This window comes from Streptomyces sp. SAI-170 (genome assembly GCF_049739565.1).
Classification (GTDB): domain Bacteria; phylum Actinomycetota; class Actinomycetes; order Streptomycetales; family Streptomycetaceae; genus Streptomyces.
This window is the reverse complement of record NZ_JBMGQD010000001.1, coordinates 3130847-3151213: the sequence shown is the minus strand read 5'-3', so window position 1 is coordinate 3151213 and position 20367 is coordinate 3130847. Positions and strand designations below refer to the sequence as shown.

At 71.6% G+C, this 20367-nt stretch carries 18 protein-coding genes; 11 read left to right on the top strand and 7 right to left on the bottom strand.

The genetic code is table 11. From position 1 onward, the window contains the following. The first annotated feature begins 349 nt into the window (after positions 1-349). From RKD23_RS13895 to RKD23_RS13885, 3 genes are all read left to right on the top strand, one after another. Positions 350-1387, top strand: a complete 1038-nt coding sequence (locus tag RKD23_RS13895) for an NAD-dependent epimerase/dehydratase family protein (protein WP_424853968.1) — start codon at positions 350-352, stop codon at positions 1385-1387. Further along, a complete protein-coding gene (locus tag RKD23_RS13890) occupies positions 1381-2688 on the top strand; it encodes a DegT/DnrJ/EryC1/StrS family aminotransferase (RefSeq protein ID WP_424853967.1) in 1308 nt (435 codons plus the stop codon). Before RKD23_RS13895 ends, RKD23_RS13890 begins: the two co-directional genes overlap by 7 nt. 84 nt (positions 2689-2772) lie before the next feature. Continuing rightward, the gene (locus RKD23_RS13885) at positions 2773-3972 is read left to right on the top strand and encodes an MFS transporter (RefSeq protein WP_424853966.1); all 1200 of its coding nucleotides are present in this window, start codon (positions 2773-2775) and stop codon (positions 3970-3972) included. Here RKD23_RS13885 and RKD23_RS13880 read toward each other — a convergent pair. The 3 genes from RKD23_RS13880 to RKD23_RS13870 all read right to left on the bottom strand — a co-directional run bounded on the left by RKD23_RS13880 (position 3932) and on the right by RKD23_RS13870 (position 6457). Further along, positions 3932-4552, bottom strand: coding sequence for a Uma2 family endonuclease (locus tag RKD23_RS13880; RefSeq protein WP_424853965.1), 621 nt, complete (start codon positions 4550-4552; stop codon positions 3932-3934). The two genes, RKD23_RS13885 and RKD23_RS13880, sit on opposite strands and share 41 nt — an antisense overlap. A gap of 201 nt (positions 4553-4753) precedes the next feature. Next, positions 4754-5167: a hypothetical protein gene (locus RKD23_RS13875; protein ID WP_424853964.1), complete on the bottom strand. Its 414-nt coding sequence runs from the start codon at positions 5165-5167 to the stop codon at positions 4754-4756. A 78-nt stretch (positions 5168-5245) separates the two neighbouring features. Beyond that, positions 5246-6457, bottom strand: coding sequence for a pyridoxal phosphate-dependent aminotransferase (locus RKD23_RS13870; RefSeq protein WP_404042531.1), 1212 nt, complete (start codon positions 6455-6457; stop codon positions 5246-5248). A gap of 125 nt (positions 6458-6582) precedes the next feature. Here RKD23_RS13870 and RKD23_RS13865 point away from each other — a divergent pair, with 125 nt between their 5' ends. Beyond that, on the top strand, positions 6583-7323 hold the full coding sequence (locus tag RKD23_RS13865) for a hypothetical protein (RefSeq protein ID WP_424853963.1): 741 nt from the start codon (positions 6583-6585) through the stop codon (positions 7321-7323). Between the two features lie 143 nt (positions 7324-7466). Beyond that, positions 7467-8312: a S1 family peptidase gene (locus RKD23_RS13860; RefSeq protein ID WP_424853962.1), complete on the top strand. Its 846-nt coding sequence runs from the start codon at positions 7467-7469 to the stop codon at positions 8310-8312. A gap of 6 nt (positions 8313-8318) precedes the next feature. On the opposite strand, the gene RKD23_RS13855 is transcribed toward RKD23_RS13860, so the two are convergent. After that, complete coding sequence (locus RKD23_RS13855; RefSeq protein WP_424853961.1) at positions 8319-9902, bottom strand: N-acyl-D-amino-acid deacylase family protein; 1584 nt, start codon at positions 9900-9902, stop codon at positions 8319-8321. Positions 9903-9910: 8 nt separating this feature from the next. Beyond that, complete coding sequence (locus RKD23_RS13850) at positions 9911-11176, bottom strand: amino acid deaminase (RefSeq protein WP_424853960.1); 1266 nt, start codon at positions 11174-11176, stop codon at positions 9911-9913. Positions 11177-11354: 178 nt separating this feature from the next. On the opposite strand from RKD23_RS13850, the gene RKD23_RS13845 reads away from it, so the two are divergent. The 5 genes from RKD23_RS13845 (at position 11355) to RKD23_RS13825 (ending at position 15716) form a co-directional block, all read left to right on the top strand. Further along, positions 11355-12398: a sugar kinase gene (locus RKD23_RS13845; protein ID WP_424858229.1), complete on the top strand. Its 1044-nt coding sequence runs from the start codon at positions 11355-11357 to the stop codon at positions 12396-12398. Continuing rightward, complete coding sequence (locus RKD23_RS13840) at positions 12395-13156, top strand: IclR family transcriptional regulator (RefSeq protein ID WP_424853959.1); 762 nt, start codon at positions 12395-12397, stop codon at positions 13154-13156. The genes RKD23_RS13845 and RKD23_RS13840 overlap by 4 nt, the downstream gene beginning before the upstream one ends. After that, positions 13153-13563: a RidA family protein gene (locus tag RKD23_RS13835; RefSeq protein ID WP_404042524.1), complete on the top strand. Its 411-nt coding sequence runs from the start codon at positions 13153-13155 to the stop codon at positions 13561-13563. Before RKD23_RS13840 ends, RKD23_RS13835 begins: the two co-directional genes overlap by 4 nt. Positions 13564-13673: 110 nt before the next feature. Continuing rightward, positions 13674-15137: a GntP family permease gene (locus tag RKD23_RS13830; RefSeq protein WP_424853958.1), complete on the top strand. Its 1464-nt coding sequence runs from the start codon at positions 13674-13676 to the stop codon at positions 15135-15137. A 54-nt stretch (positions 15138-15191) separates the two neighbouring features. Further along, a complete protein-coding gene (locus tag RKD23_RS13825) occupies positions 15192-15716 on the top strand; it encodes a hypothetical protein (RefSeq protein ID WP_424853957.1) in 525 nt (174 codons plus the stop codon). On the opposite strand, the gene RKD23_RS13820 is transcribed toward RKD23_RS13825, so the two are convergent. After that, positions 15713-17059 (bottom strand): M14 family metallopeptidase, encoded by a 1347-nt coding sequence (locus RKD23_RS13820; protein ID WP_424853956.1) that lies wholly within the window; start codon positions 17057-17059, stop codon positions 15713-15715. The two genes, RKD23_RS13825 and RKD23_RS13820, sit on opposite strands and share 4 nt — an antisense overlap. 230 nt (positions 17060-17289) lie before the next feature. Between RKD23_RS13820 and RKD23_RS13815 the strand changes: the two genes are divergently transcribed. Continuing rightward, on the top strand, positions 17290-18615 hold the full coding sequence (locus RKD23_RS13815) for an Nramp family divalent metal transporter (protein WP_424853955.1): 1326 nt from the start codon (positions 17290-17292) through the stop codon (positions 18613-18615). 49 nt (positions 18616-18664) lie between these two features. Here the strand turns inward: RKD23_RS13815 and RKD23_RS13810 are convergent, their stop codons facing one another. Next, positions 18665-20362, bottom strand: coding sequence for a chitinase (locus RKD23_RS13810; RefSeq protein WP_424853954.1), 1698 nt, complete (start codon positions 20360-20362; stop codon positions 18665-18667). Positions 20363-20367: the final 5 nt, after the last annotated feature.

Here is a 20367-nt window from a genome sequence, read left to right as displayed (position 1 = left end):
ATCCCTGCCCGGCCACGGGCCCCCGAGACCGCCTTCCGGTACGCCGCACAGATCGCGAACGCCCAGCGGGATCGCCCGTGCCGGCCCGCTCCGGATGGAACGCGTCCCCGGCTCTCCGGGGATACGGCCTCGGCCACTCTCCCCGGCCGCCCTTGCACCGGTGGCCCATACACGTGATGAACTGATGCGGCCGGAGCCCGATCAGGCGCCTGGATGGGCGCGGCTCCGGACCTCAAGCCGAAGAGCGCATTCGCCCGGACCGGTGCAGCGGCGTGAGCACCTACGCCCACCCGGCCGCAGACCACCCTTTGGACTTCCCTTGGAGGGAATCCTGATGCACGGCGTCGACATGCTCGAAACGCTCCGGGAGCACGAGGAGGTGGCCGTCACCGGGGGAGCCGGTTTCGTCGGCCGGCACCTCGTCGCGGCCCTCAGCCTGCTCGGCAAGAAGACCACCGTCGTCGACCACGCCCCCCTCACCGAGGACGTCGCCACCCTGCCCGGCGTCCGCCACGTCCGCGCCGACCTGCGCGACTACGGCGAGACCCTGCTCGCGCTGCAGGGCACCGACGTCGTCTTCCACCTGGCCGGGAACGCCAGCGGCACCGAGTCGGTGGAGAAACCCCGGCACGACTTCCACCTCAACGCCCTCGGCACCTGCAACGTGGGCAACGCCTGCCTCGAACTGGGCGTGGCCCGCCTGGTCTACCTCTCCTCCGCCATCGTCTACGGCACCCCGCTGCACGCCCCGATCACCGAGGACCACCCGACCGCGCCCTTTCTGCCGTACGGCGCCTCCAAGCTGTCCGGCGAGCTGACCCTGCGCGCGCTGCACGCCACCGCCGGGCTGCCCGTCGTCATCGGGCGCTCCTTCGTCGTCTACGGGCCCGGTGAGGACCCGCGCAGGGCGGGCGGCGAGGTGTCGCAGTTCCTGCGCTGGCACCTGGGCGAACGGCCCATCCCCGTCGTCGGCGACATCGACCGCAAGCGGCGCGACTTCATCCACGTCGAGGACCTGTGCCGGGCGATGATCACCCTGGCCGGCCGGGGCGAGGCCGGCGGCGTCTACAACCTGGGCACCGGCACCGCCGTGTCCATGCGGGAGCTGGCCGAGGCGGTCGGCGCGGCCACCGGACGCCCGGCGAAGCTGGAGGCCGACACCTCCAGCCTGGAGGACAGCTTCACCCTGCTCGCCGACGTCACCCGGCTGACCGGGCTCGGCTTCAGGCCCCGCGTCAGCCTGGCCGAGGGTCTCTCCACACTGGCCGCGCTGCTCGGCCCGTACCCCGAACTTCCCTCCGCCAGGGCTGTGTTCCGCAGAGAGGGCCCGGTCCGGCGCAGGCGGCTGAGCCCGGTGGACGAGATGGCGGAGGTGACCTCGTGCTAGCGCTCGACGGAGGCCCCCGGCTCGTCCCCGAGGGCGCGGTGGCCCCCTGGCCGCACATCGTCGACGACGACCGCAAGGCCGTCCTCGACGCCCTCGACTCGGCCACGCCCTGGCACTGGCCCATGCGCACGGTCCAGGAACTGGAGCGGGCCTGGGCCGAGTTCACCGGCATGCCGTACGTCCTGGCCGCCAACTCCGGTACGGCCGCCCTGCACATGGCGATCGCCGCGGCCGGGGTCGAGCCCGGCGACGAGGTGCTGGTGCCCGCCGACACCTTCCTCGCCTCCGCGTCCTGTGTGCTGCAGGCCAACGCGATCCCGGTGTTCGTCGACACCGACATCGAGACCTTCGCCATCGACCCCGCCCGCGTCGAGGAACGCATCACCGGCCGCACCCGCGCGATCGTCGCCGTCGACCTCAACGGGCTGCCCGCCGACCACGACGCCCTGCGGGCGATCGCCGACCGGCACGGGCTGACCCTGATCGAGGACGCGGCCCAGGCGCACGGCGCCACCTACAAGGGCAGGCCGGTCGGGTCGCTGGGCACCCTGAGCGGGGCCAGCCTGAACGGCTCCAAGACCCTGTCCGGGCTCGGCGAGGGCGGGCTGTTCGCCACCCGCGACGAGGAGCAGTACCGGCTGGCGCGGCGGGTGCTGATGTTCGGTGAGGAACTGCCCGGCCAGAGCCGTGACTACAACGCCCGGATCATGGGCTGGAACTACCGCATCGACGTCCTCGCCGCCGCCTTCGCCCGCTCCCAGCTGGCCCGGTTGCCGCGGATGTCCCGGGTGCGGGAGGAGAACGGGGCCGCGCTCACCGCCCGTCTCGCGCAGATCCCCGGCATCCGCCCGCCGGTCGTCCCCGAGGACCGCACCCACGTCTTCTTCTTCTATCCCCTGCTGGTCATGCCCGAGGAACTGGGCCTCGACGACATCCCGGTCGCGGCCTTCCGGGACGCCCTCGCGCAGGCGGTGAACGCCGAGGGCCTGGGCATCATGCGCTGGCAGCCGCGGCCCGTGCCCGCCCAGACCCTCTTCCAGGAACAGCGCGGCTACGGCCGGGGCTGCCCCTGGACCTGCGGCCACGCCCGGCCCGGGATCGGCTACGACCCGCGCGACCACCCCGTCGCCGAGGAGATCTGCGCCCGCCGCCTCGTCCTCGGGCAGAGCTTCAGCTCTCTCGGCCCGCCCAACGACATCAGCACGATGGACCTGTTCGCGGACGTCTTCCACAAGGTCCTGGTGGAGGAGCGGGACGCCCTGGTGGCGCTGGCCCGGCGGACGGCGGACGCGATGGGGTGACGGGGCGGCGGTTCCGCCAACGGGGCCGGCCGGGGTGGGTGAGGCTGGAGAAGGCACGTCAGTGACGGAAGGACCGTAGGCCCGATGCAGAAGGATGTGGACGTCGACCACGGGCGCGTGGCTCGCTCCGGGGACGACGGCCGCCACAGGCGCACCCTGCGACGGCAGCGGCTGTCGGTCAGCGCGGTCTTCTTCCTCACCGGCGCCGCCTTCGCCACCTGGGCCTCCCGGGTGCCGGCCGTCCAGGACCGCCTGAACCTCTCCGCGGGCGAACTGGCGATCGCCCTGATCGGCCTGAGCGGCGGCGCCTTCGTCGGGCTGCCGCTGGTCGGCGGCCTGGTGGCCAGGTACGGCAGCCGTACGGTGCTGTGCACCGGGCTCGCCGTCTACCTGGCCGCCCTCGCCGCACTGGCGTACGCGCCCGGGCTGGCGGCGCTGACGGTGCTGCTGGCGTTGTTCGCCTGCGGCAACACCGCCGTCGACGTGGCGATGAACACCCAGGGCGTCCTGGTGGAGCGCGCCTACGAACGGCCGGTCCTCGGCGGCTTCCACGCGATGTTCAGCCTGGGCGGCATCGCGGGCGCGGTCGCGGGCGGCCTGGCCGCGTCCGCGGACATCGGCATCGGCCGCCACTTCCCGCTGGCCGCGCTGGCCCTGTGCGCGGTGGCCGCGGCCGCGGCGACCTCCATGGCCCCGGACCCCCCACGGGACACCCGCGACAGCGGCCCCATGCTGGCCCTGCCCGGCCCCGGCCTGTGGATCCCCGGCCTGGTCGCCTTCTGCGCCCTGATGGGCGAGGGCGTCGTCAACGACTGGGGCGCGGTCTACCTCCGCGAGGTGACCGGCTCCTCCCCGGGCGCGGCGGGCCTCGGCTACGCGGTCTTCTCCGCGGGCATGGTCCTCGGCCGCCTCTCCGCCGACCGCATCCGCACCCGCCTGGGCACGGTCCGCTTCACCCTGGCCTGCGCGGCCCTGGCAGGCGCCGGAGCCGTGATCCCTATCGCGTCCCCCACCACCCCGGCCGGCTTCACCGGCTACGCCCTCCTCGGCCTGGGCATGGCCGCCGTCATCCCGGTCGTCTTCGCCCACGCCGCCGCCCAGCGCCCCGACACCCCCGGCCCCGCCATCGCCGCCGTCTCCGCCATCGGCTACGTCGGCTTCCTCGCCGGCCCCCCACTCATCGGCGCCCTCGCCTCCACCACGACCCTCCGCACCGCCATGCTGGTCCTGCCGACCCTGATGCTCACGATGGGCATCCTGGCCACACGCCTCCGGCGGAACTGAGCCCCGCATCCCCCGCCTTGCCGTACCGCCGGAATTCGACAGTCTCCAGTGCCCACGGCCCGAACGGCACGGTGTCCCCGTAGATATAGGGCTCCTTGCGGGCGTACCCGTTCTTGCAGGGCTCGGAGTGGACCTGGATCGTGCCGGTGCGGGGGTCGACGATCAGATAGTGCTCGATGCCCATGGCGGGGTATTCGGTGAGCTTTTCGATGTAGTCGTTGTTCGGGTTGGACGGGGATACGATCTCGATGACGGCGAGCACCTGCGTGGCGTCGACGGCGAGGCCCTCTTCGTCCAGGACGTCTTCGGGAATGACGACCGCGTCCGGGCGGCGCATCCGAGCGAGCGCCGGGTGCTCGATCTCGGGGCCCGGAACGCAGCCGTAGCCGGGATGACTGGTGAGCAGTTGTGCGTCCAGTTGCCTGCAGATGCGACGGAGGGTGCCCTCATGCCGCTTAGACGGGCACATCATGGCCAGTATCGGACCGGACGGGCCGATCTCGACGCTCCAGCTGCCTTCGAGCTGCTCGGCATAAGCCCCGAGTTGCTCGGCGATCGCGCGCATCTTCGCGTACTCCATGTCGCCAGAATACGGAACTGCAACGCCCAAAAGGGGCGCGAGGAACTGCGCGAGCAACCACCGACGACGGAAAGCAAAAGGGCGGCATCCACCCCAACGGCGCCCGACGGCTCAAGCCAACGCAGTGTGTGGCACCCGGTCCGCGCGTCGCTGCGGTCGCACGCGGACCGGGGCCGTGGAGGGGAGCCCCGGGGAGGGGGCTCAGGAAAGGGCCGGCTCGCGGGATGCGAGGGCCTCGGTGTGGGCGTCCATGCGCTCGGCGGCGAGGATCGCGGACGCCGTGTCCGCGCGGGACGCGGCGACGACCAGGGCGCGCCCGGCGAGGGTGTGGGCCCGCTGGTGCAGGGCCGTGATCTCACCGGTGGCGGCCGGGACCGCGCGGACCGGCGCCGGGCCGCCGCGCAGGCGGGACACCTGCTCGGCGAGACGGGCCGCCGCCTCCTCCAGGTCGGCGGACGGCGTCAGGGCGCGCAGTTCGTCGGTGACGGCGAGCAGCGCGCCGAGATGGCCCGCGAGCTGGATGTCCAGCTCTTCCTCACGCGTGCGGTGCGGAAAGTCCGAGGACGTGCCGGCCATCGTCCGGTGGACCGACTGGGTACGGATCGGTTCGTACATGGATGGCCTCCTGCTCTCTACAGAAGCCATCCTAGCTTGGATTCAGTCTAAAGTTGAGCCGTTCGTAAAACAGGGCCGTCAGGGCTGGCTGTAGCCGTCCAGGAAGTTCCCGATCCGGCCGATCGCGTCCTGCAGGTCGCGCGCCGTCGGCAGGGTCACCACCCGGAAGTGGTCCGGCTCGGGCCAGTTGAAGCCCGTCCCCTGGACGACCATGATCTTCTCGCGGCGCAGCAGATCCAGCACCAGTTGCCGGTCGTCCTTGATCTTGAAGACCTTCGGGTCCAGCCGGGGGAAGAGATACAGCGCCCCCTTCGGCCGTACGCACGTCACGCCCGGGATCTGCGTCAGCATCGAGTGGGCGACGTCCATCTGTTCCTTCAGCCGCCCGCCCGGCAGCACCAGGTCGTTGATCGACTGGCGTCCGCTCAGCGCCGCGACCACTCCGTGCTGCCCCGGCATGTTCGCGCACAGCCGCATGTTCGCCAGGATCGTCAGGCCCTCGATGTAGGACTCGGCGTGCGCGCGCGGGCCCGAGATCGACATCCAGCCCACCCGGTAGCCGGCCACCCGGTACGCCTTCGACATGCCGTTGAAGGTGAGGGTGAGCAGGTCCGGGGCGACCGACGCGGTCGGGATGTGCGTGGCGCCGTCGTAGAGGATCTTGTCGTAGATCTCGTCCGAGCAGACCAGCAGGTTGTGGCGGCGCGCGATGTCCGTCAGGCCCTCGATCATCGCCCGGTCGTACACCGCGCCGGTCGGGTTGTTCGGGTTGATGATCACGATCGCCTTGGTGCGGTCGGTGACCTTGCGCTCCACGTCCGCCAGGTCCGGCATCCAGTCGGACTGCTCGTCGCAGCGGTAGTGCACCGCCGTACCGCCCGACAGGGACACCGCCGCCGTCCACAGCGGATAGTCCGGGGCCGGCACCAGCACCTCGTCGCCGTCGTCCAGCAGGCCCTGCATCGCCATCACGATCAGCTCGGAGACGCCGTTGCCGACGAAGACGTGCTCGACGTCGGTCTCGATGCCGAGGGTCTGGTTGTGCATGACGACCGCCCGGCGCGCGGCCAGCAGGCCCTTGGCGTCGCCGTAGCCGTGCGCGGTGGAGACGTTGCGGAGGATGTCCTCCAGGATCTCCGGCGGGCACTCGAAGCCGAAGGCGGCCGGGTTCCCGGTGTTCAGCTTGAGGATGCGGTGGCCCGCCGCCTCAAGCCGCATGGCCTCTTCGAGAACCGGGCCCCGGATCTCGTAACAGACGTTGGCGAGCTTGGTCGACTGGATCACCTGCATGTCTGGGAGCTTACGGCCCGCTCCGGCACCTCGGGTCGTGTTTTCCGCCACGTGAGACGCCCGGTTTGCTCGGTTATCGCCGGTAGCTGTCGCAACCTACCCGCCAGTCTCTAAAATGCGCGCCCATGTCTGAGTACCGTCAACCCGATCCCGGGCCGTACCCCCCGAGCGCGGCCGCCCCCGCCACCGGCGGGTACGACGGGCAGGCCGTGCTCGGGACGCCGCCGAACGTCTACCACCCGCAGGTGGCCGGCGCCGTCCCCGCCTACGACGAGTACGCGGACCCCGCCGCCGCCCACGGCTGGCAGAACGCCTACGACGAGACGGCGCAGCTCCCTCAGGTGGCGGACGGCCCTGTCGGCGTCCCCGCCGGCCGTGCCGCCACCCGGCGGGACGTGCGCCGGGCCGCCGCCCGCCGCGATCGCCGGCTGCTGTTCGCGGGCGGCGCCATCGGTGTCGTCTCCTTCGCCGCCCTCGTGGCGGGCTTCTCCTTCGGCGGGTCCTCCGACGACGGCCCGGTCGGCCGCGGCGACCGTACGGGGCCGACGGCGCAGGACGCGACGGACGCGACGGACGCCACGGACGCCACGGACTCCTCGGGGTCCGGTGCCACCGGGGACCCCGACGGGCCCGCCTCCCAGGCGACCGGCCCGTCGGCCGCCGACCCTTCCTCGGCCGCCTCTCCCGGCGCCTCGGCGAGCTCCTCCGCCGACCCCGGCGCGCAGGACCCCACGGAGAGCGGGCAGCCCACCGCCTCCACCGCCCCCACCGCGGGCCCCTCGGCCCCCGAGGCCTCACCCACGGCCACCGGCGCCAAGCCGGGCCGCGGGCAGGGCAGGCCGGAGACCAAAGGGCCCAAAGGGTAGGCCCGAGGCAGCCAGTCGCTAATCGGCCAGCCGGGCCGGAAACGACTCCTTGTCCCCTCCCGTCACCGCATTGACAATGCGCATGACAAGAACGGGGCGGCCGGAAGATCTCCGGCCGCTCACGTCCATAGAGGGGACCCCACATGAACAAGCCTCTCCTCGCCGCACTCGCCGCCCTGGTGATCACCGGGGCGGGTGCGGCACCGGCCGTCGCGGCCACCGAGACGGACAGCGGGAGCGCGGCGCCCGCGATCAAGGCCGTCAACTTCGCCGGCACCGTGGCACTCAGCAACTGCTCAGGCTCCGTGATCCGCATGCCCGACTCGGCCGACGACGACCCGGCGCTCGTCCTCACCAACGGCCACTGTCTGGAGACCGGCATGCCGGACCCGGGCGAGGTCGTCGTCGACCAGGCCTCCACCCGCTCCTTCGGCCTGCTGAACTCCTCGGGCACCCGCGTCGGCACCCTGCGCGCCAGCAAGATCGCCTACTCGACGATGACCGACACCGACGTCGCCGTCTACCAGCTCACCCGCTCCTACGCCTCGATCCGCAGCACCTACGGCATCAACGCCCTCACCCTGAACGACACCCACCCGGTCGCCGGCACCGCCATCAGCGTCGTCTCCGGCTACTGGAAGCGGATCTACAACTGCTCCATCGACGGCTTCGTCTACCGCATGCGCGAGGGCGGCTGGACCTGGAAGGACTCCGTCCGCTACACCTCCGCCTGCAACACCATCGGCGGTACCTCGGGCTCGCCCGTGATCGACCAGAGCACCGGCCGGGTCGTCGCCGTCAACAACACCGGCAACGAGGACGGCCAGAGCTGCACCGTCAACAACCCCTGCGAGGTCGACCAGAACGGCAACGTCACGGTCCGCCAGGGCATCAACTACGCCCAGCAGACCTACCTCCTCGCCGCCTGCTTCGGCCTGGACAACAAGCTGGACCTGTACGCGAGCGGCTGCGCGCTGCCCAAGCCGTAAGCACGCCTACACGGGCGTCCTGCGCACCGCCCGCCCCGCCAGCACGTCCGTCCGCCGCCCGTCCTCGATGACGAACCTCCCGTCCACCAGGACGTACGGGATGCCCGTCGGCAGGGCGCGCGGACGGTCGTAGGTGGAGCCCGCCGCGACGGTCGCCGGGTCGAAGAGCACCAGGTCGGCCCGGTGACCCTCGCGCACCAGACCGCGGTCCGGCAGCCGCAGCCGGGCCGCGGGCCGCGAGGTGAGGTGCGCGACGCACTCCTCCAGCGACAGCACGCCCAGCTCACGGACGTAGGTCCCGAGGTAGTGCGGGAAGGTGCCGTACGCCCGCGGATGCGGCTTCGCGCCCTGCAGGATGCCGTCCGAGCCGCCGGTGTGCACCCGGTGGCGCATGATCGCCCGGACGTTCTCCTCGTGACCCACGTGCTGGAGGATCGAGGTGGCCAGCCGGTCCTTCAGGAGCAGCCGGCGGGCCGTCGCCCACCCGTCCAGGCGGCGGCCGACCTCACCGGACAGGGCGGGGTCGCCCACCCCGGAGATCTCGATCGTGTCCCAGTCGACCGGCACCCCGTGGCAGCCGTCCGAGCCGGTGACCTCCAGGTCGTGCCGGATGCGCTCGGCGGTCCCGTCGCCCCTCAGCCGGTCCAGCAGCGCCTGTGGGCCGCCCTCGCTCGCCCAGCTCGGCAGCAGCGCGGCGAGCGTGGTGCTGCCGGGGGTGTAGGGATACGTGTCGAGGCTGATGTCGGCCCCCGCCGCCAGGGCCTCGTCCAGCAGGGCCAGCAGCTCGGGCGCCCGGCCCTCGTTCACGCCGAAGTTCATCGTCGCGTGCGCCAGATGCAGCGCGCAGCCCGCCTGCCGCGCCAGCTCCACCATCTCCGCGTACGCCTCCAGCGCGCCCGCCCCGTAACTGCGGTGGTGCGGGCAGTAGTAGCCGCCGTACGACGCCACCACCCGGCACAGCTCGGTCAGTTCGGCGTCCTCGGCGTACATGCCCGGCGTGTAGGTGAGCCCCGACGACAGCCCCACCGCGCCCTGCTCCAGGCCCTCCGCGACCAGCCGCCGCATCCGGTCCAGCTCCTCGGGCGTGGCCGCGCGGTCCTCCCAGCCGACGACGAGCGCGCGGACCGTGCCCTGCGGGATCAGGTAGGCCGCGTTCACGGCGATGCCCCGGTCGAGGCGGTCCAGGTACTCGCCGACCGTGCGCCAGTCGAAATCGATGTCGTCGCCGTGGCCGTTCCAGCCGGTGATCGCCCGGCGCACCTCCTGAAGCGTGCGGTCGTCGACCGGGGCGTACGACAGCCCGTCCTGGCCGAGGACCTCCAGCGTCACGCCCTGGGCGGCCTTGGCGCTGTGGTCGGGGTCGCGCAGCAGCGCGAGGTCGCTGTGCGCGTGCATGTCGATGAAGCCGGGGGAGAGGACGAGGCCCTCCGCGTCCAGCTCCCGCATGGCGCGAGGCCGTTGGCAGCCGGCGGCCGCCGCCTCCTTGACGATGGACACGATCCGGCCGCCGTCGACCACGACGTCCGCCCGGTAGGAGGGCCCGCCGGAGCCGTCGACGACGTCCGCGTCCCGGATGACGAGGTCTTCCACGGGGCCTCCTAGAAGAACGTACGGATGTATTCGACGACCGTGCCGTCCGCCTCGGCCACCGGGATCAGCTGCCACTTGTCGAACGACGTGCACGGATGGGACAGCCCGAGCCCCACCCAGTCCCCGACCTCCAGATCGGCTTCCTCGGTCGTGCGCAGCCACGCGTGCTGGTCGGACAGGGCCGTCACCGAGACGCCGGTGGCCGGGCGCTCGGTGCCGTCCCGGCGGACCACCTGCGCGAAGGGCAGATCGAGGTCGTACGCCGCGTCCCGCTTGCCCGCGTTGACGAACGCCTGGTCGGGTGCGGGCCGCGAGACCACCTGCGTCCACAGCCGGAAGGCGGGCTCCAGGGCACCCTCCTCGGGGACCCGGTTGAAGGGGGTCAGCTTGCGGTAGTGCCCGTCGTCGTGCGAGACGTACGCCCCCGAGCGCAGCAGCTTCAGCACCGGCCGGGACAGTGCGGGGATCTCCGCGAACACCTCGGCCACCGCGTCGAACCAGGCGCTGCCGCCCGCGCTGACGACGATCTCCTCCGTACGGCCGAACCGTCCCGCCTTGTCGAGGTCGACGGCCAGCGCCACCAGCCGCCGCAGCCAGGCGTGCACCCGCTCCGGCGTCGCCTGCGGCACCTCGCCCTCGTATCCGGCGACGCCGACCAGACGCAGCGTCCCGGTCGCCGCCACCGCCTCGGCGACGGCCGCGCACTCCGCCTCGGTACGGACCCCGGTGCGGGCGCCCTCCCCGGCGGCCAGCTCGACGACGACGTCCACCGGACGCGGGGTGCCCCGCAGGGCCGCGTCCATCAGCTGCACCCCGCGTACGGAGTCGACGTAGCAGACGAGACGGAAGTCCGGGTCGGCCGCGAGCTCGGCGGCGATCCAGCCGAGGGCCGCCGGGTCGACGAGCTCGTTGGCGAGGAAGACGCGCCCGAACCCGAACGCCCGTGCCACGCGCACCTGGTGCGGCACGGCCAGCGTGATGCCCCACGCCCCGTGCTCGACCTGCCGCTGGAACAGCTGGGGCGCCATGGTGGTCTTGCCGTGCGGGGCGAAGGCGAGGCCGTGGCGTTCGGCGTACGTCTCCATCAGCCGCAGATTGTGCTCCAGACGCTCGGCGGACAGCGCGAGCACGGGCGTGGTGAAGCCGCCGGTGAAGAGGTTGCGGCGCTGGGCGGCCAGCTCGCCGACGGTGAGGCCTTCGGCGTCCGGCGGGAGGCCCTTGAAGCGGTGGTCCACGCGTTCCGCGGCCAGTCCGTCCGGCGACTCGATGCTCATGGGGCCTCCCGATCTGGGGCGTTGCAGTGTGTGCAACATCCGTTGCGTATGACGCTTGCTGCTGTCTAACATCTCGGCCGACGCGGGGTCAACGGAGCGGCCGCGCAGCCCGAAGGAGCATCCGACCATCGTGACTCTCACCGGACCCACCCCGGACGTCGTCGCCCTCGGCGAGTCCATGGTCACGTTCCTGCCCACCCGGCCGGGACGGCTCGCCGACGTGCCGTCCTTCGAGCGCGGCATCGGCGGCGCGGAGTCCAACGTGGCGTGCGCGCTGGCTGCCGCCGGCCATGCGGTGAGGTGGGTCAGCCGGGTCGGGGTGGACGGATTCGGGGACCATCTCGTGCAGGCCGTGGGCGCGTACGGCGTCGATGTGTCGGCCGTCGGACGGGACCCGGAGCGGCCCACCGGGGTGTACTTCCGTACCGCCGGGGACCGTTCGACGGACGCGCACGAGGTGGCGTACTACCGGGCCGGGTCTGCGGCGTCCGCGATGAGTGTGGCGAACGTCGACCTCTCCGTGGCTCTTTCGGGGCGGGTGCTGCACCTTTCCGGGATCACGGCCGCGTTGTCGGGGGAGTGCCTGGAGCTGCTGCGCGAACTGACCGCACCGCGGGACGGGCGGCCTCTGGTGTCCTTCGACGTGAACTTCCGTGAGGGGTTGTGGGGCGGATCGGCGGGGCCGGGGGTGCTGCTCGATCTTGCCCGGCGGGCCGATGTGGTCTTCGTGGGGGCGGACGAGGCACGCGAGGCGTGGGGCCTGAGTGATGAGAGGGCGTTGCTGGAGGCGCTGGTCGGGCCTGAGCTGGTCGTCGTCAAGCAGGGGGCGGCAGGGGCTGCGGCCTATGAGCGGGGTGGTCGGCGTTGTCTGCCGTCTGCGGGTTCTCGTGGGCTGGTCGCGCAGTTCCCCGCGCCCCTTGAGGGCATGCACTTCAGCTCCGCCCCAGAAGTGGAGGTCGTCGCCGCGGTCGGGGCCGGGGACGCCTTCGCCGCGGGTTTCCTCTCCGCCACCCTGCGCGGGCTCCCCGTACGCGACCGGCTGCGGCACGGGCATCTGTGGGCCGCGGCCGTGCTCACCGTCCCCGGGGATCTCGCCGCGCCCCCTTCCCGAGGCCACGCCGATCGGCTCGCCGCCCTCGGAGAGGACGCGTGGGGGAGACTTCGACTCGGCCCCGGCTGGACGCGTGCCGGAGAGGCCTTGGAGGAGGTACGTACGCCATGAGCCAGACCGTCGACCGGGCACTGAGCATCCTGCCGCTGCTCGCGGAGGGCCCCGCCGACCTGGGGCAGGTCGCCGACCGCCTCGGTGTCCACAAGAGCACCGCGCTGCGGCTGCTGCGCACCCTGCACGAACACGGGCTGGTCTACCGCCAGTCCGACCAGCGCTACCGGCTGGGCGCCCGGCTGTTCGCGCTCGCCCAGGAGGCGATGGAGAACCTCGACATCCGCGAGATCGCCCACCCCCACCTCCTGCGCCTCAACGAGGAGTGCGGGCACACCGTGCACCTCGCCGTGTACGAGGAGGGCGAGGTGCTCTACATCGACAAGGTCGACAGCCGCTACCCGGTGCGCATGTACTCCCGGATCGGCAAGCCCGTCGCGATCACGGTCGCGGCCGTCGCCAAGCTGCTGCTCGCCGACCTGCCCGAGGCCGAGCGCCGCGCGGTCGCCGAGAAGCTCGACTACCCCTTGTACACGGCCCGTTCGACGCCGAACGCGGATGCGTTCCTCAGGGAACTCACGCAGGCGCGCGAACAGGGCTGGGCCTCCGACCTCGGCGGCCACGAGGAGTCCATCAACTGCGTCGCCGCGCCGATCCGCGGTGCCGACGGCCGGGTGGTCGCCGCGATGTCGGTGTCCGCGCCGAACGTCGTCGTCACCGCCGACGAACTCCTCACCCTGCTCCCGCTGGTGCGCCGCAGCGCGGACGCCATCAGCGGCGAGTACTCCGGACGAACGACCGTAAGGGACCCCGCATGACGGACAAGATCGCGCTCACCCCGAAGACCCACACCGTCCCGCCCGCGAAGTTCTCGCACGGCGTGAAGAAGGGCAACATCCTCCAGGTCGCCGGCCAGGTCGGCTTCCTGCCCGCCGAGGACGGCAAGCCCCCCACGCCCGCCGGCCCCAGCCTGCGCGAGCAGACCCTGCAGACCCTCGCCAACGTCAAGGCGATCCTGGAGGAGGGCGGCGCCTCCTGGGACGACGTGATGATGATCCGCGTCTATCTGACGGACGTGGCGCACTTCGCCGAGATGAACGAGATCTACAACGTCTACTTCGAGGCGCAGAACCTCACCGCCCCGCCCGCCGCCCGCACGACCGTCTACGTCGGCCTCCCCGCCGGGCTGCTCATCGAGATCGACGCGCTCGCCGTCCTCGGCTGACCTCTTCCCCTCCCGTACGACCCGGACGGCATGGTGTCCGACACCCTCGGACGCCATGCCGCGATCCCCCCTGCCCGAAAGCTCCATGCCCTTACGTAGAGGACCCCCGTATGTCCTGCTCGCTCGCCGCTCCCGCCCCCGAGGCCCCACCCCACACCGGGGGCCTTCTGACGCTGATCGACGGCACGGCCGGGCTGCTGACCGTCGCCGCCGTCGGCATCGCCCTGCTGCTCTTCCTGATCATCAAGGTGCGGCTCCAGCCGTTCGTCGCGCTGCTCGCCGTGTCCATAGCCGTCGGCCTGCTCGCCGGACTCTCGGTCACGGAGCTCTTCGGCACCGTCCAGCGCAGCGACGCCGTCTCCACCATCGAGTCCGGCATGGGCGGCATCCTCGGCCATGTCGCGATCATCATCGGCCTCGGCACCATGCTCGGCGCGATCCTGGAGGTCAGCGGCGGGGCCGAGGTGCTCGCCTCGCGCCTGCTCGGTCTGTTCGGGGAGAAGCGCGCCCCGCTCGCCATGGGCGTGACGGGTGTCGTCTTCGGCATCCCGGTCTTCTTCGACGTCGGCATCTTCGTCCTCGCGCCGATCGTCTACGCCGCCGCCAAGCGGTCCGGCAAGTCGATCCTGCTGTACTGCCTGCCGCTGCTCGCGGGCCTGTCCATGACCCACGCCTTCCTGCCGCCGCACCCCGGGCCCGTGGCCGCGGCCGGACTCCTCCACGTCGACCTCGGCTGGGTCATCCTCATGGGCGTCGTCTGCGGCGTCCCCGCCGTGCTGGCCGCGTGGGTGTTCTCGGCGTGGATCGGACGCCGGATCTTCGTGGCCGTGCCGCAGGACATGGTGGAGGCGGCCGAGGACGCCAAGCGCGCGGTCCGGGCCGAGCAGGCCGAGCCCCGTGAGCAGCCCGTCGCCCTCGGCACGGTCCTCGCCGTCATCGGTACGCCGCTGATCCTGATCCTCGCCGCGACCTTCTCCTCGATCGCCCTGGACCCCTCCACCCCGCGCTCGGTGATCGAGTTCTTCGGCCACCCCTTCGTGGCCCTGACGATCGCCCTGCTGCTCGCCTACTACGTCCTCGGCATCCGCCGCGGCTGGTCCCGCAAGTCGCTGGAGACCGTGTCCACTTCGTCCCTGAAGCCGGTCGGCAACATCCTGCTCGTCGTCGGCGCGGGCGGGGTCTTCGGCGCCGTACTGAAGGCGAGCGGGGTGGCCCAGGCCCTGTCGGACACCTTCCACGACGTCGGGCTGCCGGTGATCGTGCTGTCGTACCTGATCTCCGTGGTGCTGCGGGTCGCCCAGGGCTCGGCGACGGTCGCCATCGTCACCACCGCGGGCATCGTCGCCCCGCTGCTCGCCGAGGGCGACCACTCCCAGGCGTTCGTCGCCCTCGTCATCATGGCCATCTCGGCCGGCTCCATCTTCGCCTCGCACGTCAACGACGGAGGCTTCTGGATGGTGGCCAAGTACTTCGGCATCAGCGAGCGGGACACCCTGCGGACCTGGACCGTGCTGGAGTCGGTGCTGTCGGTGGGGGGCTTCGTGATGGCCGCCGGGTTGAGCATCTTCGTATAACGATGCCGGGGCTGGCTGTGTGCGGCACAGGATCGTCGACCATACTGCTCCGCTGTGGAGCAGCGCATAGGTTCGAGCAGTCAGCCCCTGGACGCCGGAGTGAACCCGGCGCACATCCCCGGACTCACGGGCCCCGTGTCCAAGGAGGAGCCGGAGGACGCCCGGCCCGAGGCCGAGGTCGACGTCGAGGTCGCGGTCGAGTCCGCCGCCGAGGAGGCCGCGGTCGATGCCGAGGAGGCCCCCGCCGAGGAGGCCCCCGCCGAGGCGCCCGTCGACGGCCCCGTGTTCGAGGCCGCCGACCGGCGCGCGCGGATCGTCGCGGACGCCACCGGTGTCCGGCTCGCCCTGGACGACCAGGAGTGCGAGTTCCGGTGGGACGAGATCGGCGCGGTGGAGACGGAGACCGGCCGCTTCGGCAAGCGGTACACGGTCACCGTCCACACCCCCGACCGCCGCTGGTACCCGATCGAGATCGAGGCCGAGTCCCGTGCCCGGCACAAGGACTGGGACGCCCAGCTGGACGCGGTCCTCGACGCCTACTTCGAGGAAGAGCCCGCGGACGAAGAGGCCGCGGACTAGGCGCAGTACTGCGCGGCCTTGCCGATCGACCGGTACATACAGTCGGAGTTCTCCAGCAGTTGGAGCACCGCGTCCCGGTTGCGGGACGTCTCCCGCTCGATGACCTCGTCGGGCGGGTAGAAGCCGCCGCCGCCGGACGACGGGTACATCTCGAAGGTGTAGCCGAAGATCTTGTGGGCGCCCCACAGGTAGTCGTCGATGGACCCGTCGGTGATGTACAGGTCGCTCGACTGCTCGGGCGTGTAGCCGTTGCTGGCCGCCATCTTCTGGCCGACGGTCGCGAAGGCGTTGCGGTCGTCGGCCGTCATGCCGGTCGTCGTGTCCGAGTAGGTGTAGCCGAACGGCCACAGCACCAGCTCGCTGTACGTGTGGAAGTCGATGGCCGCCTTGATCTGCTGCACGCCCCCGACGACCCGGCTGCGCACGAAGCCGGCGACGACCTTCACCTCGGGCGCCGACTCGGCCGCTGTGCCCCGGTAGGTCTCCGAGGACGTCGAGCCGGAGGAGCCGCCGCAGCAGCCCCAGCGGTAGTTCCAGTTGCGGTTGAGGTCGGTGCCGACGTACGAGGAACCGGAGTTGGGCTGCCGGTTCTTGCGCCAGGAACGGTAGGAGCCGGAGGCGATGTCGTACTCGCCGCCGTCGGGGTTGAGGTCGGGCACGATCCAGATCTCGCGGCCGTTCACCATGCTCGTGACGCGCGAGTCGGAGCCGTAGCCCGCGCCGAGCTCGCGCAGCAGGTACAGCGCCATCTCCACCGTGAGGTGCTCGCGGGCGTGCTGGTGGTGGGTGAACAGCACCTCCGGCTCGGCCTCGTCGGTGCCCACGTTGTCGCTGATCTTGATGGCGACGATGTCGCGGCCCTGGTAGGACTTGCCGATGACCCGCTTGCTCATGATGTTCGGGTAGGCCGCGAGCCGCTGGTCGATCTCGGCGTTCATCTCGGCGTAGTTGTGGTACCGCGAGTCGGCCGAGGGGAAGTCGTAGAGCCGGATCTCGTCCTCGGCGATCCGGGCCGAGGCGTCGGGCAGCGCGGTGACCTGGTAGCCCTTCGCCCGCAGCCGGCGGATCTGGTCGGCCCGGCCGGAGACGACCAGGCCCTCCTCGTCGGCCTGGTCCACGGTCACGCCGGCCGCGGTGACGGCGGTGCGCTCGGCGGCGGTGCTGTTGTGGACGTGGACCTCGTACTGCCGGATGTCGTCGGCGGAGGGAGCCGCCTTCGCCGCGCTGTCGGCGTCGGCGACGGTCGCCGAGACGGGGGCGGCGAGCGCGAGGGCGAGGACGGCGGCCAGCGCGGCGGACCTTCTGGTGGGGCGGGCGCCTGAGCCGCGTATGCGGAGTCGCATGAAGTCTCCTTGGTTCTCCAGGGATTCCGGGGTCTTCCGGAAGTGGGGAGTGGAGCTGGGGGGTGGTGCTTCCGTGCGACAGGTGCGGGTGTGGCGCCCATGGTGCGGGGGTGGCATGTTCAGGTCAATATCAGAACCGGCCGTATGGGGACCCGCGCCTTGCGCGCATCGGGTGCAGATCCGGGCAGGCCCTCTTGCCCCGCACCCGCCCTTACGCTTTCTTGACGCTCATGGCGGACACCACGGGACACCCCACGGAACCAGGCGTCACATCCGAGACCGACCGGCCGATGCGGCCGTCGAGTTGGCGCCACATCGGACCCGGCATCGTCGTCGCGGCCACCGGCGTCGGCGCCGGCGACCTTGTCGCCACCCTCATCGCGGGCAGCAGCTTCGGCTACACCCTGCTGTGGGCCGCGATCGTCGGCTGCCTGGTCAAGATCTCCCTCGCGGAGGCGGCCGGCCGCTGGCATCTGTCCACCGGCCGCACCCTCTTCGACGGCTGGGCGAGCCTCGGCCGCTGGACGACCTGGTTCTTCGCGGTCTACGCCGTCGTCTGGGGCTTCGTCTACGGCGCCGCCGCGATGTCCTCCAGCGCGCTGCCGCTCCAGGCGCTCTTCCCGGACGTGATGGACCTGAAGTGGTGGGCGATCGCCTGCGGCCTCACCGGCCTGGTGTTCGTCTGGTTCAACCGGTACGCCGTGTTCGAGAAGGTCATGACCGTCCTGGTCGGCGTCATGTTCCTGGTGACGGTCTACCTGGCGATCCGGGTCACCCCCAACCTCCCGGACGCCTTCGCGGGCCTGCTGCCCGTGCTGCCCGACGAGAAGGACTCCGTCCTCAACACCCTCGGCCTGATCGGCGGCGTCGGCGGCACCATCACCCTTGCCGCGTACGGCTACTGGGTCAACGCCAAGGGCTGGACCGACACCGGCTGGATGAAGGTCATGCGCCTGGACAACCGGGTCGCCTACGCCACCACCGGCATCTTCGTCGTCGCCATGCTGTTCGTCGGCGCAGAGATGCTGCACTCCGCGAACGTGGCCATCGCGAGCGGCGACAAGGGGCTGATCCAGCTCGGCGACATCCTGGAGGCCGAGTACGGCCCCGCCACCGCCAAGTTCTTCCTGATCGGCTTCTTCGCCACCTCCTACACCTCCCTGATCGGCGTCTGGCACGGAGTGAGCCTGATGTTCGCCGACTTCGTCGCCCGGCTGCGCCCCGGCACCGAGGCCGCCCGCGGCGAGGAGGTCGCCTCCGGCGCCCGGGAGCGCTCCTGGCCCTTCCGCGCCTACCTGTTGTGGCTGACCTTCCCGCCGATCGTCCTGCTCTTCCAGGACCAGCCCTTCCGTCTGGTCATCGTCTACGGCGTCCTGGGCGCGGCCTTCCTGCCGTTCCTGGCGGGCACGCTGCTGTGGCTGCTCAACTCCGGCCGGACCCCGCGCGCCTGGCGCAACGGGCCGCTCAGCAACACGATGCTCGCGCTCGCCGGGCTGCTCTTCCTGGTGCTGTGCGTGAAGCAGATCTGGGACCAGCCGTGGTCGGAGTTCTTCTGAGTCCTTCTGTGCCTTTGAAGAAGACCTCCGGCCACGGCTGTCGCGGGGCCTACGGCAGCGCGTGCACGTGCGGCCCCACCGCGTTCGACCACGCGTTGCCCGCGGTGGCGTCCCAGTTGGTGGACCAGGTCATCGCCCCGCGCAGGTCGGGGTAGGTCCGTGACGGCTTGAAGGTGCCGCAGCCGGTGCCCCGGGCCAGACAGTCGAGGGCGTTGTTCACCACGGTCGGCGAGACGTAGCCGCTGCCCGCGCCGCGCGTGGAGGCGGGCAGCCCCAGCCCCACCTGGGACGGGGTGAGCCCGCCCTCCAGCTGGATGCAGGCCAGCGCGGTGAGGAAGTCCACCGAGCCCTGGGAGTACACCTTGCCGTCGCATCCCAGCATCGAACCGCTGTTGTAGTACTGCATGTTGACGACCGTGAGGATGTCCTTGATGTTCAGGGCCGTCCGGAAGTAGGCGTTGGACGTCGACTGCATGTCGATCGTCTGCGGAGCCATCGTGATGATCAGCGACGGGCCCGCCTTCGCCGACAGCGACCGCAGCGCCTGGGTCATGTAGGTGGCGTTGAGCCCGTTCTCCAGGTCGATGTCGACGCCGTCGAAGCCGTACGTCTGCATCAGTGAGTAGACCGAATTCGCGAAGTTCGCGGCCGAGGCGGAGTCGTTGACGCTCACCGTGCCCCGCTCGCCGCCCACCGAGACGATGACCTTCTTGCCCGCGGCCTGCTTGGCGCGGATGTCGGCCTTGAACTGGTCGACGGTGTAGCCGCCGAGGCCGGCCGAGTCGAGGTTGAAGGTGACGGCCCCGGGTGTGCCGGTCGCGTCCGCGAAGGCCACGGCGATGATGTCGTACTGACCCGGCACGTCGGAGATCTTCTGGACGGTCGCCCCGTTGTTGAAGTTCTGCCAGTAGCCGGTCACCGCGTGCCTGGGCAGGGTCCCGCCCCCGCCGCCGCCCGTGGGCGCGGTCGTGCCGGTCACGGCCGCCGACTTCGGCGACTCACCGGCCGCGTTGGTGGCGGTGACCTGGAAGGAGTACGCGGTGGAGGCGGTCAGCCCGGTCACGGTCGCCGAGGTGCCGGTGACCGCGGTGACCCTGGTGCCGTCGCGGTAGACGCTGTACCCGGTCGCGCCGGACACGGCGTTCCACGCCAGCGACACCGACGACGACGTCGTACCGGAGACCGCGAGGCCCGTGGGGGCGCCGGGGACCGTCGGGCCCGGGTCGGTGCCCCCGCCGCCGTCGGGGCCGAAGACCGAGACGTCGTCGGCGAGGTAGGCGGCCTGCCCGTACCAGCCGTGCAGATAGACGGTGACCGAGGTGGTGGAGGCGCCGGTGGTGAAGGTCGTCGACAGTTGCTTGAAGGAGGACGAGTCGGGCGTCCAGGTGGAGACATCGGTGGTGCCGGTGCCGGTGGCGCCGAGATAGGTGTAGCCGCCCTGGACCCAGGCGCTGAGGGTGTACGTCGCGTTCGGCCTGACCGCGACGGTCTGGGAGCAGCGGGCGTTGTCCTGCCCGGCCGGGGTCGCCCGCAGCGCGGCCGAGCCGCCGTGCACGGGCGAGGAGACGGTGGTCCCGCTGTTCGCGCTGCACGTCCAGTTGGCGAGGCCCGACTCGAAGCCGGCGTTCTTCGCGTTGTTGACGTCGGCCGCGGATGCCTCGACGGCGGCGGTGAGGGACAGGGCCAGGGCGGCGGTGACGGCACCGGCCCACAGGCGGGTCCGTCTCGGGCGTGTTGCGCGGTCCACTGGGG

What these genes read in the sequence shown, in the direction of transcription:
- RKD23_RS13885 (WP_424853966.1), top strand. Translation starts at nt 2,773, where the DNA reads ATGCAGAAGGATGTGGACGTCGACCACGGGCGCGTGGCTCGCTCCGGG.
- RKD23_RS13835 (WP_404042524.1), top strand. Translation starts at nt 13,153, where the DNA reads ATGACGGACAAGATCGCGCTCACCCCGAAGACCCACACCGTCCCGCCC.
- RKD23_RS13865 (WP_424853963.1), top strand. Translation starts at nt 6,583, where the DNA reads ATGTCTGAGTACCGTCAACCCGATCCCGGGCCGTACCCCCCGAGCGCG.
- RKD23_RS13820 (WP_424853956.1), bottom strand. Translation starts at nt 17,059, where the DNA reads ATGCGACTCCGCATACGCGGCTCAGGCGCCCGCCCCACCAGAAGGTCC.
- RKD23_RS13840 (WP_424853959.1), top strand. Translation starts at nt 12,395, where the DNA reads ATGAGCCAGACCGTCGACCGGGCACTGAGCATCCTGCCGCTGCTCGCG.
- RKD23_RS13875 (WP_424853964.1), bottom strand. Translation starts at nt 5,167, where the DNA reads ATGTACGAACCGATCCGTACCCAGTCGGTCCACCGGACGATGGCCGGC.
- RKD23_RS13850 (WP_424853960.1), bottom strand. Translation starts at nt 11,176, where the DNA reads ATGAGCATCGAGTCGCCGGACGGACTGGCCGCGGAACGCGTGGACCAC.
- RKD23_RS13895 (WP_424853968.1), top strand. Translation starts at nt 350, where the DNA reads ATGCTCGAAACGCTCCGGGAGCACGAGGAGGTGGCCGTCACCGGGGGA.
- RKD23_RS13860 (WP_424853962.1), top strand. Translation starts at nt 7,467, where the DNA reads ATGAACAAGCCTCTCCTCGCCGCACTCGCCGCCCTGGTGATCACCGGG.
- RKD23_RS13815 (WP_424853955.1), top strand. Translation starts at nt 17,290, where the DNA reads ATGGCGGACACCACGGGACACCCCACGGAACCAGGCGTCACATCCGAG.
- RKD23_RS13870 (WP_404042531.1), bottom strand. Translation starts at nt 6,457, where the DNA reads ATGCAGGTGATCCAGTCGACCAAGCTCGCCAACGTCTGTTACGAGATC.
- RKD23_RS13830 (WP_424853958.1), top strand. Translation starts at nt 13,674, where the DNA reads ATGTCCTGCTCGCTCGCCGCTCCCGCCCCCGAGGCCCCACCCCACACC.
- RKD23_RS13880 (WP_424853965.1), bottom strand. Translation starts at nt 4,552, where the DNA reads ATGGAGTACGCGAAGATGCGCGCGATCGCCGAGCAACTCGGGGCTTAT.
- RKD23_RS13845 (WP_424858229.1), top strand. Translation starts at nt 11,355, where the DNA reads ATGGTCACGTTCCTGCCCACCCGGCCGGGACGGCTCGCCGACGTGCCG.